The sequence below is a fragment of the Thioclava sediminum genome (assembly GCF_002020355.1).
GTDB lineage: Bacteria > Pseudomonadota > Alphaproteobacteria > Rhodobacterales > Rhodobacteraceae > Thioclava > Thioclava sediminum.
On the sequence record NZ_MPZV01000001.1, the window covers coordinates 714,770 to 730,207 of the forward strand.

The 15,438-nt window shown below is 66.4% G+C and carries 16 protein-coding genes; 8 read left to right on the forward strand and 8 right to left on the reverse strand.

Annotated features, from left to right (window positions below; all coding sequences use genetic code 11):
* Window positions 1-7 precede the first annotated feature (7 nt).
* Together BMI91_RS02995 and purF are read left to right on the forward strand one after the other, a co-directional pair.
* Window positions 8-619, forward strand: a complete 612-nt coding sequence (locus BMI91_RS02995; RefSeq protein WP_078519607.1) for a CvpA family protein — start codon at window positions 8-10, stop codon at window positions 617-619.
* A gap of 105 nt (window positions 620-724) precedes the next feature.
* A complete protein-coding gene (gene purF / locus BMI91_RS03000; RefSeq protein ID WP_078539679.1) occupies window positions 725-2,203 on the forward strand; it encodes an amidophosphoribosyltransferase in 1,479 nt (492 codons plus the stop codon).
* Window positions 2,204-2,271: 68 nt separating this feature from the next.
* On the opposite strand, the gene BMI91_RS03005 is transcribed toward purF, so the two are convergent.
* The 3 genes from BMI91_RS03005 to BMI91_RS03015 are packed head-to-tail and all read right to left on the reverse strand — an operon-like array spanning window position 2,272 to window position 3,645.
* The gene (locus BMI91_RS03005) at window positions 2,272-2,694 is read right to left on the reverse strand and encodes an MliC family protein (protein ID WP_078603909.1); all 423 of its coding nucleotides are present in this window, start codon (window positions 2,692-2,694) and stop codon (window positions 2,272-2,274) included.
* The gene (locus tag BMI91_RS03010) at window positions 2,691-3,068 is read right to left on the reverse strand and encodes a cell division protein ZapA (protein ID WP_078569416.1); all 378 of its coding nucleotides are present in this window, start codon (window positions 3,066-3,068) and stop codon (window positions 2,691-2,693) included. Before BMI91_RS03010 ends, BMI91_RS03005 begins: the two co-directional genes overlap by 4 nt.
* Window positions 3,061-3,645, reverse strand: a complete 585-nt coding sequence (locus BMI91_RS03015) for a hypothetical protein (protein ID WP_146684000.1) — start codon at window positions 3,643-3,645, stop codon at window positions 3,061-3,063. Before BMI91_RS03015 ends, BMI91_RS03010 begins: the two co-directional genes overlap by 8 nt.
* A 200-nt stretch (window positions 3,646-3,845) precedes the next feature.
* Here BMI91_RS03015 and tkt point away from each other — a divergent pair, with 200 nt between their 5' ends.
* The 3 genes from tkt to BMI91_RS03030 are packed head-to-tail and all read left to right on the forward strand — an operon-like array spanning window position 3,846 to window position 7,680.
* The gene (gene tkt / locus BMI91_RS03020) at window positions 3,846-5,864 is read left to right on the forward strand and encodes a transketolase (RefSeq protein WP_078603911.1); all 2,019 of its coding nucleotides are present in this window, start codon (window positions 3,846-3,848) and stop codon (window positions 5,862-5,864) included.
* A 41-nt stretch (window positions 5,865-5,905) separates the two neighbouring features.
* Window positions 5,906-6,793, forward strand: coding sequence for a DMT family transporter (locus BMI91_RS03025; RefSeq protein WP_158522073.1), 888 nt, complete (start codon window positions 5,906-5,908; stop codon window positions 6,791-6,793).
* 11 nt (window positions 6,794-6,804) lie between these two features.
* Window positions 6,805-7,680, forward strand: a complete 876-nt coding sequence (locus BMI91_RS03030; RefSeq protein ID WP_078546331.1) for a lysophospholipid acyltransferase family protein — start codon at window positions 6,805-6,807, stop codon at window positions 7,678-7,680.
* A 49-nt stretch (window positions 7,681-7,729) separates the two neighbouring features.
* Here BMI91_RS03030 and BMI91_RS03035 read toward each other — a convergent pair whose 3' ends face one another.
* From BMI91_RS03035 to BMI91_RS03055, 5 genes are all read right to left on the reverse strand, one after another.
* Complete coding sequence (locus BMI91_RS03035; RefSeq protein ID WP_078603912.1) at window positions 7,730-9,331, reverse strand: APC family permease; 1,602 nt, start codon at window positions 9,329-9,331, stop codon at window positions 7,730-7,732.
* A 119-nt stretch (window positions 9,332-9,450) separates the two neighbouring features.
* A complete protein-coding gene (locus tag BMI91_RS03040; protein ID WP_078603913.1) occupies window positions 9,451-10,866 on the reverse strand; it encodes an aldehyde dehydrogenase family protein in 1,416 nt (471 codons plus the stop codon).
* Window positions 10,867-10,927: 61 nt separating this feature from the next.
* On the reverse strand, window positions 10,928-11,713 hold the full coding sequence (locus BMI91_RS03045; RefSeq protein ID WP_078519617.1) for a metal ABC transporter permease: 786 nt from the start codon (window positions 11,711-11,713) through the stop codon (window positions 10,928-10,930).
* On the reverse strand, window positions 11,706-12,506 hold the full coding sequence (locus BMI91_RS03050; protein ID WP_078603914.1) for a metal ABC transporter ATP-binding protein: 801 nt from the start codon (window positions 12,504-12,506) through the stop codon (window positions 11,706-11,708). Before BMI91_RS03050 ends, BMI91_RS03045 begins: the two co-directional genes overlap by 8 nt.
* Complete coding sequence (locus tag BMI91_RS03055) at window positions 12,503-13,012, reverse strand: Fur family transcriptional regulator (RefSeq protein WP_078569424.1); 510 nt, start codon at window positions 13,010-13,012, stop codon at window positions 12,503-12,505. Before BMI91_RS03055 ends, BMI91_RS03050 begins: the two co-directional genes overlap by 4 nt.
* A 91-nt stretch (window positions 13,013-13,103) precedes the next feature.
* Between BMI91_RS03055 and BMI91_RS03060 the strand changes: the two genes are divergently transcribed.
* Genes BMI91_RS03060 through BMI91_RS03070 form a run of 3 tightly spaced genes read left to right on the forward strand, consistent with a single transcriptional unit; the run spans window position 13,104 to window position 15,423 of the window.
* Window positions 13,104-14,060, forward strand: a complete 957-nt coding sequence (locus tag BMI91_RS03060; RefSeq protein WP_078599434.1) for a zinc ABC transporter substrate-binding protein — start codon at window positions 13,104-13,106, stop codon at window positions 14,058-14,060.
* A gap of 32 nt (window positions 14,061-14,092) precedes the next feature.
* Window positions 14,093-14,857, forward strand: a complete 765-nt coding sequence (locus BMI91_RS03065; RefSeq protein WP_078603915.1) for a 2-dehydro-3-deoxygalactonokinase — start codon at window positions 14,093-14,095, stop codon at window positions 14,855-14,857.
* Between the two features lie 35 nt (window positions 14,858-14,892).
* Entirely contained in the window at window positions 14,893-15,423 is a 531-nt protein-coding gene (locus tag BMI91_RS03070) for a GbsR/MarR family transcriptional regulator (protein ID WP_078603916.1), read from the forward strand.
* The last annotated feature ends 15 nt before the right edge of the window (window positions 15,424-15,438 follow it).

The following is a 15,438-nucleotide window of genomic DNA, read 5'->3' on the forward strand; positions in this document are numbered from 1 at the left end:
AGCGCAAATGGACGGGTTCACCATTGTCGATGCCATCGTGGCGGTCGTCATCATTCTTTCGGCGATCCTCGCCTATTCGCGTGGCTTCGTGCGCGAGGCGCTGGCCATCGTCGGCTGGATCGCAGCGGCGATCGTCGCCTATATCTTCGCCAACGAGGCACGCCCTCTGGTGCAGCAGATCCCAGGCCTCGACAAGTTTATCGGCCAAAGCTGCGAGCTGGGCATGATCGGCGGCTTCGCGGTGGTCTTCGCCGTGGCGCTGGTCGTGTTCTCGATCCTCACGCCGCTCTTCGCCTCGGCCGTGCAACGCTCGGCGCTTGGCGGGATCGACCAGGGTCTGGGCTTCCTGTTCGGCGTGCTGCGCGGGGTGGTCCTCGTGGCGGTGGCCTTCGTGGTCTATGACCGCGTGATGAGTAACGATCCCGTGCCGGTGGTCGACGACTCGCGTTCGGCCAAAGTGTTCTCGCGCGCCTCGGGCCAGCTCGACGAATCGATGCCCGCCGATGCACCCGGCTGGATCGTTCAGCGTTACGAACAACTTGTGGCCGCCTGCCCCGCCCCTCCGGGCGCGGATGCCCCGGCCCGGACGGATGAACTGCCTCCGGCGACCGACAATTGATGTCAGTCACATGACGGTTTTACAGGCGCGAGGGGTTAACACCTCTCGCGTTTGTCTATAAATGGGCCAAAGCGCCCTCCCCTTGCGTCATTCGGAGCTGATGCCATGTCCTGCCCCGCCGCCCAGAAGACCCACTACGCCCACCCTTTCGACGACGACAAGCTCAAGGAAGAATGCGGCGTCTTCGGTGTTGTCGGCATTTCCGACGCCGCGAATTTCGTGGCCCTCGGTCTTCACGCCCTCCAACACCGCGGTCAGGAAGCGGGCGGCATCGTCGCCCATGACGCCGCCACCGGCTTCAACTCGGCCCACCGTTTCGGCTATGTCCGCGACAACTTCACCAAGTCGAGCCTGATGGAAACGCTGCCGGGCGATGTCGCCATCGGCCATGTTCGTTACTCCACCGCCGGCTCCAAAGGTGCGGTGATCCGCGACATCCAGCCCTTCTTCGGCGAGTTCTCGATGGGCGGCTGCGCGGTCGCCCATAACGGCAACCTGACCAATGCCGACGCGCTGCGCCGCGAGCTGATCGAACGCGGCGCGATCTTCCAGTCGTCGTCGGACAGCGAATGCATCATCCACCTGATGGCGCGCTCGATCCAGCGCAAGCATGCCGACCGGATCGCCGATGCGCTGCGCCGCGTGGAAGGCGCCTTCTCGATCGTCGCGATGACGCGGACCAAGCTGATCGGCGTGCGCGACCCGCTGGGCGTGCGCCCGTTGGTGCTGGGCAAGCTGGGCGAGCATGGCTATGTGCTGAGCTCGGAGACCTGCGCGCTCGACATCATCGGTGCGGACTTCGTCCGCGAGATCGATCCGGGCGAGATGGTCGTCATTCAGGACGGCCATATTGAGAGCTCGCGCCCCTTCGGCCCCTCCACCGGCCGCTTCTGCATCTTCGAGCATGTCTATTTCTCGCGCCCCGACAGCATGATCGGCGGCCGCTCGGTCTATGAGACCCGCCGCGCGATCGGCGTCGAGCTGGCCCGCGAGGCCCCGGTCGAGGCCGATCTGGTCTGCCCGGTGCCCGACAGCGGCACCCCGGCGGCAATCGGCTACAGTCAGGAAAGCGGCATCCCCTTCGCGCTCGGGATCACGCGCAACCAGTATATGGGCCGCACCTTCATCGAGCCGACCGAGCAGATCCGCAACATGGGCGTGCGCCTCAAGCTCAACGTCAACAAGTCGCTCATTCGCGGCAAGCGGGTGGTCCTTGTCGACGACTCGGTCGTGCGCGGCACCACCTCGCGCAAGATCAAGGACATGATCCTCGATGCGGGCGCGAAGTCGGTGCATTTCCGTATCGCCTCGCCGCCGACCGCATGGCCGTGCTTCTACGGCGTCGACACGCCCAACCGCGACAAACTGCTGGCGGCGCAGATGACCGAAGAAGAGATGCGCGACTGGGTCGGCGTGGACAGCCTGAAATTCATTTCGCTCGACGGGCTGTATCGCGCCGTGGGCGAGGCGGAGGGCCGCGACAATTCCTGCCCGCAATATTGCGATGCCTGCTTCTCGGGCGAGTATCCGATCACGCCGTCGGATCAGCTGGAGAAGGGTTTCGAGATGAAGGCGGCCGAGTAAGCGCGCGACGCTTTCCGTTCTTCTGACACGACTTCTTCAGGGCCGCCGCGCGTATCGCGTTGCGGCCCTCAGTCTTCCTGACAGGCGCGGAACAGCGGTTGCGCCTCGCCATCCTCGGCGATCCAGTCGAGCATCGCGCCGTGGCCCTTCGTCCACCAGACATAGCCCGCCTCGCCTTCGCCATCCTCGGCATATTTCGCGCCGTCGGCAGAGCGGACATGGCTCATCACCACGAGCCGTCCCTGCAGGAACAGGGCGACGCGCTGGGGATCGGTGTCATTGATGTAGGCCGCGTGCACTTCCGCGCCGCGCTCGCAATGATAGGTGGCGGTCACCACCGGCTGAACGGCATCTCCGGTTGTCGGGTTGAGCGGCTCCAACCGCTCCACCGACCCGCTATCCGGGGCTGCACCCTGCGCAGCGTCTTGCGCCGCGACCGGTCCCGCCAGCGCGACGCATGCGAACGCCGCGCCAAACAGCGCCCGCCTCACGCGTCGTCCTCGACCCGGTCGGCAAGCGACTCCGCGCGCGCGGCGATCTCAGCCAGCGTTTCGGTCACTTCGGGCGGCACGATCGGCACTTCGACATGCGCCGGGTTCGACTGCAGCTCGTCGATCTTCGCCTGCAATTCGCCCAGACGATTCATCGCGTCGCGAAGCTGGTCCTCGATGCCCGCAGCCTTGTCGGCCAGCATCAGCCCCGACATCAGCAGCATCCGGTTCTCGGGCACCCGCCCGATCTGGCCCAGAAGCACCTGCGCCTCGCTGTCGAGCATCCCGGCGGCGGAGCGCAGGAAATGTTCTTCACCTTCTTGGCAGGCGACCTGAAAATCGCGGCCGCCGATGGAAATCGTCACCTCAGGCATCGGTCTCCTCCTCGCGGTTCGCCGCTTCGATGATCGGGTCGAGACCCGCGATGATCTGCTCCAGCTCGGCGCTCTCGCCATCGCGCGCGGCGCGCAGGCTTTGCAACTCGGCCATCAGCGCCTCCTCGGAGAAGGCCACGCCCTCGTCCATCAGCTTGCGATTGGCCGCGACCAGCGCCGCGTTGGCTTGCTTGAGCGCTGCGACTTCCTTGAAAGCGGCTTCCTGCGCGCGCACGGCGGCGCCGTATTTGCGCTCCATCGCGCCCAGCGTGGTGTCCTGTTTCTCGCGGATCGCGCGGACGCGTTCGGAGAGTTGCGCATTGGCTTCCTGCTCGGCGGCGAGCGCGGCTTTCAGCTCGGCCACTTCCCCCGGATCGGCAATCGCTTCGGGTGGTGCCTCCGGCACGGGGGGCAATTCCGCCTCGGCGGGCGGCGCGGTCTCCGGCTCGGGCTGGTGCGTGGCATCCTGCGCTGCTTGCGCCTGCAATGCTTCGCGCTGCTTGAGCGCTTCGACCCCGCGCCCGATCCGCTCTAGCGCGAAAGCGATGCGGCGTTCGTATTCGGCTATGTCACTCATACGCGCCTCCTCGTCCTCATGTTTTTCGCTTGCCATGACCGAATCGCGGCCGACTGCGAGTTTCGTTAAGTCTAACCTTTTGCGACAGGGCAAGCCCACCCTTTTGCCCCAAGCACTTGTGGGCCGCGCTTGATCTTGGGCCGATCCCTGCTATCAGGGGCGCGGACCCATCCAACAGCTGCCCCGCGAAAGGACGTTTCATGGAAATCGAAGAGCTGCGCGCCGCCCATCCTGAGCATTGGAAACTTGCCTCCGCGATCCGCGCACTGGCGATGGATGCGGTACAGGCCGCAAATTCCGGTCACCCCGGCATGCCGATGGGCATGGCCGATGTCGCGACCGTTCTGTTCCAGAACCACCTGAAATTCGACGTGAAGAACCCGAAATGGGCTGACCGCGACCGGTTCATCCTGTCGGCGGGTCACGGCTCGATGCTGATCTACTCGCTGCTCTATCTCTGCGGCGACGAGCAGGTGACGCTCGACCAGATCAAGAACTTCCGCCAGTCGGGCGCTCTGACCGCGGGCCACCCCGAGAATTTCCTGCTCGACGCGGTGGAGACCACGACCGGCCCACTCGGCCAGGGCCTCGCGACTTCGGTCGGCATGGCCATCGCCGAAGAGGCGCTGCGCGCCCAATGGGGCAAAAAGCTCGTCGATCACCGCACCTGGGTCATCGCAGGCGACGGCTGCCTGATGGAAGGCATCTCCCAGGAGGCGATCGGCCTTGCCGGGATGCAGGAACTGTCGAACTTGATCGTGCTGTGGGACAATAACGACATCACCATCGACGGCCGCGTGTCGATGTCCGACAAGACCGACCAGCGCAAGCGCTTCGAGGCGTCGGGCTGGACGGTGTTTGCCTGCGACGGCCACGATCCGGCCTCCATCGACGAGGCGCTGACCAAGGCGAAGAAAGCCAAGGGTCCGGTTCTGGTCGACTGCAAGACCATCATCGGCTTCGGTGCGCCCACCAAGGCCGACAGCTACTCGGCCCACGGCTCGCCGCTGGGCGACGAGGAAATCGCGCGCACCAAGGCGATCTACGGCTGGGATCACGGTCCGTTCGAAATCCCCGCAGACGTGAAGTCGCAATGGGAAGCGATCGGCACCCGCGGCGCGGCAGAGCGTGGCGAATGGGAAGAGCGCTTCGGCAAGCTCTCGGCCAACAAGCAGGCCGAGTTCACCCGCATCATGGAAGGCGGCGTCTCGAAGAAGCTGACCGGCGCGATCCGCAAGTTCAAGAAAGAGCAGGCCGAAGCCGCGCCGAAAGTCGCGACCCGCAAGGCGTCCGAGATGGTGCTGGGCGTGATCAACGCCGCCTGCCCCGAGACCATCGGCGGCTCGGCCGACCTCACTGGCTCGAACCTGACCAAGTCGAAGGACATGACGGTCTTCAACCCGGAGAACCGCAAGGGCCGCTACATCCATTACGGTATCCGCGAGCACGGCATGGCGGCTGCGATGAATGGCCAGTGGCTGCATGGCGGCGTGCGCCCCTATGGCGGCACGTTCTTCTGCTTCACCGACTACGCGCGCGGCGCGATGCGTCTGTCGGCGCTGATGAAAGTGCCGACCGTCTACGTCATGACCCATGACTCCATCGGTCTGGGCGAAGACGGCCCGACCCACCAGCCGGTCGAGCATCTGGCAATCTGCCGCGCGACGCCGAACACGCTGACCTTCCGCCCCGCCGATGTCATCGAGACCGCCGAGGCGTGGGAAATCGCGATGAACCAAGAGGGCACGCCCTCGGTTCTGGCGCTGTCGCGTCAGGGTCTGCCGACGCTGCGCACCGAGTACAAGCCGCAGAACCTCACCGCACGCGGCGCCTATGTTCTGGCCGAGGCCGACGGCAAGCGTCAGGTGATCCTGATGGCGACCGGCTCGGAAGTGGAAATCGCGATCAAAGCCCGCGAGCTGCTGCAGAAGGAAGCGATCGGCACCCGTGTCGTGTCGATGCCCTGCATGGAGCTGTTCGCCGAGCAGGACGAGGCCTACCGCAAGCGCGTGCTGCCGCCGAACTCGGTCCGTGTGGCCGTCGAGGCCGCCGTGCGCCAGCCGTGGGACCGTTGGCTTCTGGGCGAGCGTGGCCGCGAGGCGAAAGCCGGCTTCGTGGGCATGGAGGGCTTCGGCGCTTCCGCCCCCGCAGGTGAGCTTTACGAGAAGTTCGGGATCACCCCCGAGGCCGTGGCCGAGAAGGTCAAGAGCCTCCTCTGATGGCTCTGCCCGGGTTGAAAGCGACTGCGAGGGGGCCCGGCGTGGCCCCCTCTTCACATCCCGAGGGCGATCGTCCCGGGATGGGGATCGCGCTGATGCTCGGCGCGTTCTCTATGCTGACTTTGATGGACGCTTTCGCGAAGCTTCTCGGGCAAGGCTATCACCCGCTCTTGATCGTCTGGGCGCGCTTCGCGGTGAATGCCGCCGTGCTCGCCTTCATCTATCGCGGCAGCCTGCCGCGCAGGCTCCGCAGCGCGCAGCCGAAGTTCCAGCTGGGCCGGGCGCTGTTCCAGATGGGCGCGATCGTGGCCTTCTTCTACGCGCTGAAACATGTGCCGCTGGCCACCGCCACCGCGCTTGGCGATCTCAACCCGGTGATCGTGACGCTGGGCGCGGCGCTGTTTCTGGGCGAGCGGCTGGGCCCGCACCGCATTTTCGGCATTCTGGCGGCCTTCATGGGCGCGATGATCATCCTGCGTCCGGGTTTCGGCGGGCTGCATCCGGCGGCGTTTCTGGCGCTGCTGGCCGCCTTCAGCTTCGCGGGCGCGGTGCTGCTGACGCGCCACCTGCGCGGCGATAGCGCGGCCACCTCGCAGCTTTGGTCCGCCTTTACCGGGCTTGCGCTTTCGTCGCTCGCCCTGCCCTTCATCTGGCAGCCGATCGCGCTGTCCGATCTCTGGGTTTTCCTCGGTCTCGGGCTTGCGGGCAGCCTGTCTCAGTTTCTGCTGATCCGCGCCTTCGCGCTGGCCGAAGCCTCGACGCTCGCACCCTTCGGTTACTCGGGGCTGCTGTTCGCGTCCTTCTGGGGCTGGCTGATGTTTGGGCAGTTTCCCGACGGGTTCACGATTGCCGGGGCGCTTGTGATCGTGGGGGCTGGCCTCTATGTCTGGTCGCGTGAGCGCCGTGCCGCGCGCCAAGCCAGAGCCTGACACTCGACACGATGAAGAACCGCGAACCCACCCTGTCCGACCGCGCCTCGAATGCCCTTTTCGTGGCGGTGATGCGGCTGGTCCAGCGCCTGCCCTACGAGCGGCGTATCCCCGCAGCGGGGCGGATGGTCGCGCGGCTCGCCCCGATCCTCGGCTTCACCCGCAAAATCCGCGAGAACCTACGTATCGCCTGCCCGGATCTGTCCGAAGACGAAATCAAGCGGCTGCAGCGCGAGATGCCCGACAATCTGGGCCGGATGCTGGCGGAGATTTATTCCGGCGAGGAATTCGTGGCCCGCGTGCACGATCTGCCGATCGAGGGCCCCGGCGCCGAGACGCTGGAGGCCGCCCATCGCGAGGGTCGCCCCGTCGTCCTCGCGGCAGGCCATTTCGGCAATTACGACGCGTGGCGCGCGGCGCTGGCCGGGCGCGGCTACCGGGTCGGCGCGATCTACCGCCCGATGAACAACCCGCTCTTCAACGAGCAATATGTCTCGACCATCTCGGCCATCGCAGAGCCGCTGTTCTCGCGCTCGCGCCGGGGGCTGGGCGACATGATGAAATTCCTGCGCGACGGCGGAATGGTCGCCTTCGGCTTCGACCAGCATTTCAACAAGGGCGCGGAACTGAGCTTCTTCGGCCTACCCGCGCGCACGCCGCTGTCGGCGGCGGAAATGGCGCTGAAGATGAAAGCCGATCTGGTGCCGATCTACGCGATCCGGCAGCCCGACGGGCTCAACTTCAAGATCTATGCCGACAAGCCCGTGCCGCACAGCACCCCCGAGGCGATGACGCAGACGCTCAATGACGGGCTGGAGGAGATGATCCTCAAGCACATGGAGCAATGGCTCTGGATCCATCGCCGCTGGAAGGTGAAGCGGACATAAGAAAGGCGCGCGAGTATCCCCGCGCGCCCTTTTGTCATCTCGCAAAGGCTCAGTTACCGCGCTGGATACGCTCCATCAGCGCGCCGGTCTCCTCGGCGGGCAGAGCCGCGCGCAGCGCGAACCAGATTACCACCAGCGACCACACCGCGACGAGGCCCATCCCGCTCCAGAAGTTCAGCACATTGAGCGCGTGATCCGAGGTGCCGAGTCCGGTGATCACCCAAAGCCCGCCGAACCACAGCGCCAGCCAGCCGATATGCCCCCAGCCGAACTCGGAGGCGGATTTCTTCTGCACGACGTGGAAGACGACCGCATAGACCGCGAAACCCCCGAGCAGCATCCCGAACAGGATCGAGTCGGTGTAGAAACCCGTCCAGTAGATCACGAGGTTCGACGCGATGAAGGCCAGCGGCGCGAGGATTTCCGCCCCTTTCAGGCGGAAGGCGCGCTCGGCATCGGGTTGGCTGCGACGCAGCACCATCAGGACGATCGGACCGAGGCCGTAGGTCAGAACCGTGATCGAGCTGATATAGCCCACCAGCAGCTGCCATGCCGGGAAGGGCAGCAGGAAGAACACGCCCACGGCCCACATCACCGCAACCGCCAGCCACGGAACGCCGTGGCGGGTCGTGTGGGTCAGTGCGCTCGGCCCACTCTCGGTGTCACCCACCGCATAGAGGATACGCGAGCCGCCGGTGACGTAGATCAGCCCCGTCCCGCCGGGAGAGACATAAGCGTCGACGTAAAGGAGCAGCGCCAGCCATCCCATGCCCAGCGTCGCCGCGAGACCGGCGAAGGGACCAGCGGAGCCTTTGAAGCTCAACGACGCCCAGCCATTCGCCAGATCGCCCTGTGAGAGCGCCATGATGAAGGCCACCTGTAGCAGAATATAGACGATCGCGGCGAGAATGACCGAGCCGATCACCGCCATCGGGATATTGCGGCCCGGATTGGCGCTCTCGCCGCCCAGGTCGATCGCGGTGCGGAAGCCAAGGAAGGAGAACACGATCCCTGCGGCGGGAATGGCGGTGAACATGCCCTGCGCCTTGTAGGTGCCCGGTGCCGCATGCCAGACGCCCCAATGGGACGAGGCCGCGATCAGGCCGACCACGGTGATCAGCGGCACGGCGATCTTCCACCACGTGACGGTGTTATTCACCTTCAGCAGCGCCTTGATCGCGAGCAGGTTCAGCAGTGCCAGCACGCTCAGGAGCAGCGCGGAGGTGATGAATCCCACCAGCGTCAGCGTGCCCGACCCGTCTCCGCGCAGGAAATAGGGCAGGTAGTTGTTGGCATAGGTCACGATCCCCTCGGCCTCGACCGCAGGCACCGGCGCATAGCTGAGAAACAGCATCCAGCCCCAGAGCCGGCCCAGCGTCGCGCCGTGGCTCGCATGGCTCATATGGACGAGCGCGCCGGATTTGGAGAACATCGTGGAGAGTTCGGCAAAGCACAGCGCGATCAGCATGATGATCGCCGCCCCGATCACCCAGGACCAGACCGAGAGCGGCCCCGCGATTTTCGAGGCGTGATAGGCCCCGAAGAGCCAGCCCGAGCCGATCATGGAGGTGGTGGAGGCAAAGAGCAGCCCGATGACCCCGGCGTCACGCCGCAGTTTGCCTCCTCCGGCCATCGTTTCTGTTGATGCCATTGGTTAATCCCCTGTTTCTTATTAATCACAAGGGTTCAACTAGGGCGCGATTTCGCCAACCGGAGCGATTACACGGGCTTGTGGCGGAACGCGATCACGCGTGAAATCTGCAGTCGGACTTAGCGCAGGAATTTCTGGGCAAGCTTCGCCATGCGTCCGCTCCGATAGGGCGGCATCAGCATCGCAAGCGGCGCGAACCGGTTCTCGAGCACAGGCTTGAGATGGGTGAAGGCCTCGAAGCCCCAATGGCCATGCGCCGCCCCGACACCCGAATTCCCGATCCCGCCGAAGGGCAGGTTCTGGTGCAGGTAATGGACCAGCGCGACATTGACGCCCACCGCGCCGGAACTGGTCGCGCGGCGCAGCCGGTCGATCAATCCGCGGTCGCGCTCGAAGATATAAAGGGCGAGCGGCTTCGGCCCGGCCTCGATCCGCGCCACCACATCCGCCGCATCGTCGAACGGAATGACCGGCAGAACGGGGCCGAAAATCTCCTCCTGTTCGACGCGCATCGACGGGTCGGTGCCCATCAGGACGGTGGGCGCGATATAGCGGCTCGCGGCCTCGCTGGTGGCCCCGGTCAGCGCCTTTGCGCCAGCGGATTGCGCGCTCTCGATCATGCCCATCAGGCGCGCGAAATGATCCGGGTTGATGATCCGCGCGAGGTCGCGCGAGGCCGCCTGCGCCTCTTCCGTCTTGCCATACATCCGCGCGATCGCGGCTTTCAGCTCGGCCAGAAACGGGGCCTCGATCTGCTTGGCGACATAGACGTGATCAGGGGCGATGCAGGTCTGACCGGCATTCGCGAACTTGCCCCAGGCGATCATCCGCGCGGCCTTTTTCAGGTCCGCACCGGGGCCGACGATGACCGGGGATTTTCCCCCCAATTCCAGCGTCACCGACGTCAGATGCTTCGCCGCCGCCGCCATCACGATCTTGCCCACGCGCGGCGAGCCGGTGAAGAAGATATGATCGAAAGGCTGGTCGAGCAGTTCCTGACTGACCTCGACCCCGCCCTGCACCACGCGCACGAGATCGGCGGGCAGCGCCTCCTCCACGATCTGCGCGATCACGGCGGCGCTGGCCGGGGCCAGCTCGGACGGTTTGACGATGGCGGCGCAGCCCGCCGCGATGGCCGAAACCAGCGGACCGAGCGACAGTGCCAGCGGGTAATTCCACGGCGCGATGATCAGCGCGGTGCCCTTCGGCTCGGGCACGATCCGCGCGCGGGTGCCCAGCATGGCGCGGGTCGGGCGCACCCGGCGGACCTTCGTCCACGTCTTCAGGTGGCGCAGCGCGTGCGAAATCTCGGCCTGAACGGGCAGGATCTCGGTCAGGCGAATTTCGGCCTCGGGCTTAGCGAAATCCTCCGCCAGCGCCGCGAGGATCTCCGCTTCGCAATCGTGGATCGCGCGCGAGAGCGCCTGCAGCGCCGCGCGCCGCTGCGCGGGATCGAAAGCCATGCGACGCTGTGGATTGCCCTCCGCGAGGTCGACGAAAATCTGCGCCGGGGTCTTGAAACTGCGGTGATCCATCGGGGCTCCTTTGCCGCGCATCTCAACGCGCGGGAGGGGAAATGGCAAGCGGCAGCGCGGCTTAGCGCGCGCGACGCAGCGGCAAGGACAGTACGAAGAGCACGGTCGAGGCCGCCACGATCGACGGACCGGCAGGGGTGTCGAACTGCAACGACCCCCAGAGCCCCAGCAGCACCGAAGCGATCCCCACCCCGGTCGCGCCCGCCGCCATCGCCTCGGGCCCGCGCGCGAATTGCCGCGCCGTCGCCGCCGGGATGATGAGCAGCGCCGCGATCAGAAGCGCGCCGACGATCTTGATCGCCACCGCCACAGTCAGCGCCAGCGCGATGGTCAGCGCCATCTGCTCGCGCCGCGGATCGAGCCCCGAAGACATCGCCAACTCGTCATTGATCGTCGCGGTCAACAGCCCCTGCCAGCGCCATGCCAACAGCGCCACGACCACGGCCGAGCCACCCCAGACCACGGCCAGATCGCTGCGCGACACGGCGAGAATATCGCCGAACAGCCATGCCGACAGATCGACCCGCAACCCCGATTGCAGCGACGCCGCGACGAGGCCGAAGGCCAGTGCGGAATGGGCGAGCACACCCAAGAGCGTGTCCATCGCATGGCCGCGCCCCGACAGCCGCGCAACGGTGAGAGCCATCGCCAGCGCCACGCCGAGCGTGCCGAGATAGACCGAAATACCGAAAGCGAAGCTCAGCGCCACGCCGAGGATCGCCGCATGCGCCGTCGCATCGCCGAAATAGGCCATCCGCCGCCACACCACGAAAGAGCCCAAGGGGCCGGTCGCGAAGGTCAGGCCGATCCCGGCCAGCGCCGCGCGGAAAAGAAAATCGTCAAACATGCGCCTGCCCGTGGGTTTGAGTGCCGTCTTGTGCCTCGTCATGGGCGTGGTCGTGATCGTGGCCGCAGGTCGCGTGATCCGCATGTTCGCCATGATCGTGGCTGTGCTGATAGAGCGCGAAGGCCCCTTGCGTGCCCATCCCGAACAGCGCGCGATATTCCGGCGCCTCGGCCACCACCTTCGGCGTGCCCTGACAGCAGACATGGCCGTTGAGGCAGATCACCCGATCCGAGGCCGACATCACGACGTGCAGATCGTGACTGACCATCAGCACCGCGCAGCCGGTTTCCTGACGGACCTCTTCGATCAGCTTGTAGAACCCCGCCGTGCCGGGCTGGTCGAGCCCCTGCGTCGGCTCGTCGAGGATCAGGATTTGCGGCTCCGACAGCAAGGCACGCGCTAGAAGCACACGTTGAAACTGCCCGCCCGAGAGCCGCGAAATCTGCCGCGCGCCCAGATGCGGCACGCCGGTGCGTTCCAGGGCGGCCTCGGCGCGCGCGTTCGAGACGCGCTTGGGCAGCGACAGGAAGCGGCGCACCGTCAACGGCAGGCTCGCATCGACATGCAGCTTTTGCGGGACATAGCCGATCCGCAGCCCCGCCTGACGGTTCACCTTGCCCCGCGCTGCGCGTTCCAGTCCGATCAGGGCGCGGATCAGCGTCGATTTGCCCGACCCGTTCGGCCCGACGACAGTGACGATCTCGCCCGGGAAAATCGTGAAGTCGACGCCGTGAAGCACTTCGACCTCGCCATGGCGCACGCTCAGGCCCTGCGCCGTGATCAACTCGCTCATTGCGCCTCCTCAGCGGCGCAGTTCGGGCACAGCCCCAGCGCCTCGACGGTCGCCCGCTCGACATGGAAATTCAGCCGCTCCGCCGCGCCCTGCAGCGCGCGGCGCACCTCTTCGGCCCCCTCTTCGGGCCCAGCCTCGGCGACCTCTCCGCAATTGCGGCAGATCAGGAAGACCGGCGCATGTTCCTCGCCCGGGCTCATGCAGGCGGCGAAGGCATTCAGGCGGCGCACGCGATGCGCAAGACCGTGCTCGACAAGGAATTCCAGCGCGCGATAGGCCACGGGCGGCTGCTTGCCGAACCCATCCTCTGCGAGCCGGTCGAGCACCTCGTAGGCGCCCATAGCCCGATGTTCTTCCAGCAGAATTTCCAGCGCGCGCTTGCGCACCGGGGTCAGACGCGCGCCCTTTTCGGCGGCGACAGCCTCGGCGCGCGCCAGCGTCGTGCCGGCGCATCGGCTGTGGTCATGCGGCGTGAAAGCCTTGGCGGAAGAGGTCGAAGATCCCACGAGAGCGTTACCTTATCACATTTCTTCTTGACGAGTGATTTTATAACATACATGTTCCGCTCCTCAGATCAAGTTGGACAGGAGACATCCGATGCGCCCCACCCTTCCCGTTCTCGTGAGCGCGCTTGCCGCACTGCCCGCCCTCGCCCAAGCCGAAGTGCCCAGCGTCGTCACCGATGTGCCCCCGGTGCAGTCGCTCGTCGCGCAGGTGATGGGCGATCTGGGCAAGCCCGAAGTGCTGCTCGGTCAGAATTCGGACCCGCACCACTATCAGCTGAGACCCAGCCAAGCGCGCGATCTGCAGGACGCCGATCTCGTCTTCTGGATCGGCCCGCGGCTAACGCCGTGGCTGGAACGCGCGCTCGACGGGGTCGGAGGGAAAGGCCAGTCGATCGAATTGCTTCAGGCGCCCGGAACGAATGTACGCAGCTTCTCGGCGCAGGACCCGCATGATCACAGCGCCGATCTCGACGAGGACGAGGATCACGCCGAGGCGGGGCACGACGACCACGCCGAGGTCGATCAGATGACCGATCCCCATGCGTGGCTCGACCCCGACAATGCGAAGCTCTGGCTCGGCCTGATCGCCGACGACCTCTCCAAGGCCGATCCCGAACATGCCGACACCTACGCGGCCAATGCCGAGGCCGCGCAGGCGCGGATCGAGACGCTCGACGCCAAACTCAAGGCTGAATTCGCCCCCGTCGCGGATAAGCCCTTCCTCGTTTATCACGCGGCCTATGGCTATCTGGCCGATCATTACGGGCTGACCATCATGGGTGCGCTCGCCCCCAGCGACGCCTCGACCCCCGGCGCGGCCCATCTCGTGAGCCTGCGCGACGAGGCCTCGGCGAAGGATGCCGTCTGTGCTTTCCCGGAGGCGAACCACGACCCGAAAATGGTCGAAATCCTCGTCGATGGGACGCCGGTCACGCTCGGCAAGCCGCTCGATCCGTCCGGCACCGCGCTGACCTATGGCCCCGGCCTGTACAACGACCTGATGCAGGGAATGGCGGACACGATCACCGCCTGCCTGTCGCAGGGTTGATCCCGCACCACCTCCGTGCGATCTGATGCGCCATGGCTGATTGGATCGCACTTACGGAAGAATTCGGGCGCTGGCGCGCTGCACATGTCTCGGACGGGGCGGTGAGCGACCGCAAATCCGGGCCCGCCGCCCGCCCGCTTTTGCCCGACGGGGCCGCTGCGATCGTGGCGGCCTCCGCTGCAGGCCCTGCCCCGCGCGCCCTGCCCTGCACCCCTCGCCCCGAAGGCGCGCTGCCGCTGACCGAAATCGGCGGGCAAAGCTATCCCGCCCTGCCCGGCCTGATCCAAGACAGCGACGGCACCGAGATCACCGCCCCCGAGGCGGCCCGGATCGCCGGCATCCTCGCCGGCCTCCCGCAATTCGATGGCGTGATCTGGATCTGCGGCGCAAGCGCGATCTGGGCGCATATCTCGGCGGGCGAAGTGGTCAGCGCGATGCGCGCAGGCTCCGCCGCGATGCTGGCCGCTCTTGGCGCACCGCTGGAGGCAGGCGACGGGTTCGACGCAGCCCTCGCCGATACGCTTTCGCGCCCCGAGCGCCTCGCCCGCGAATTGGCGCCCCTCAGCCTCGGACGTCCCGCCCCGCGCGCCACTGGCGCCGTGCTCGGCGCGGAACTCGCCGCAGCGAAACCGTGGTGGCTCGGGCAAACCGTGCTCGCGCTGTCCTCCGCCTCCGCCCCCGGCTGGTCGGAAATTTGCACCCGCGGCTTGCAAGCGCAGGGCGCGCAGGTCACTTTGGGCGACGGGGAGGCCGCGCTGATCGCGGGGCTGTCCGCGGCGCGCCGACCCGGCGCGTAACCGAGCGGCGAAAATAGGCGGCAGAGGATGGATGCATGAATGAAACCGAACTGCCCGAAGCCTTCGCCGAACTCGCCCCCCGTTTCGGATTTTCCCGCCCCGCGGGCCGCTGCCTCGGCGCGATCTGGCGCGCGGCGCAAGCGCCCTCGGCCGACGATCTGGTGACGCAGCTTGGGCTGTCGCGCTCCAATGTCTCGACCGCTCTGAAAGAATTGCGCGATGCGGGTCTCGTGCAGGCCGCCCGCTCGCCGGGCTCGCGCAAGGATTTCTTCGTGGCGCCCACCGAGCCGTGGGAACTGGCACGCCTGATGCTGGCCGAACGCGAGCGTCGCGTCATCGGCCCCGCGCGCGACCACCTTTCCGCACTGGAAGCCCGCAGCGCCGATCCGCGCGCGGCGGCCCTGTGCGAGCTGCTCGACGCGGCCTCGGGATACATCCAGGCGCTGATCCGCCTCGACCCGGCCGAGCTTGCCCGCCACATCGACCCGGCGCGCGGCGGCGGCAAAGCGGAAAAGCCCGCGGCCAAGACCTCCAAGAAGAAAAAGAAAAAAGCCGCGCAAAGCTGAGCGCGGCTTATTCAA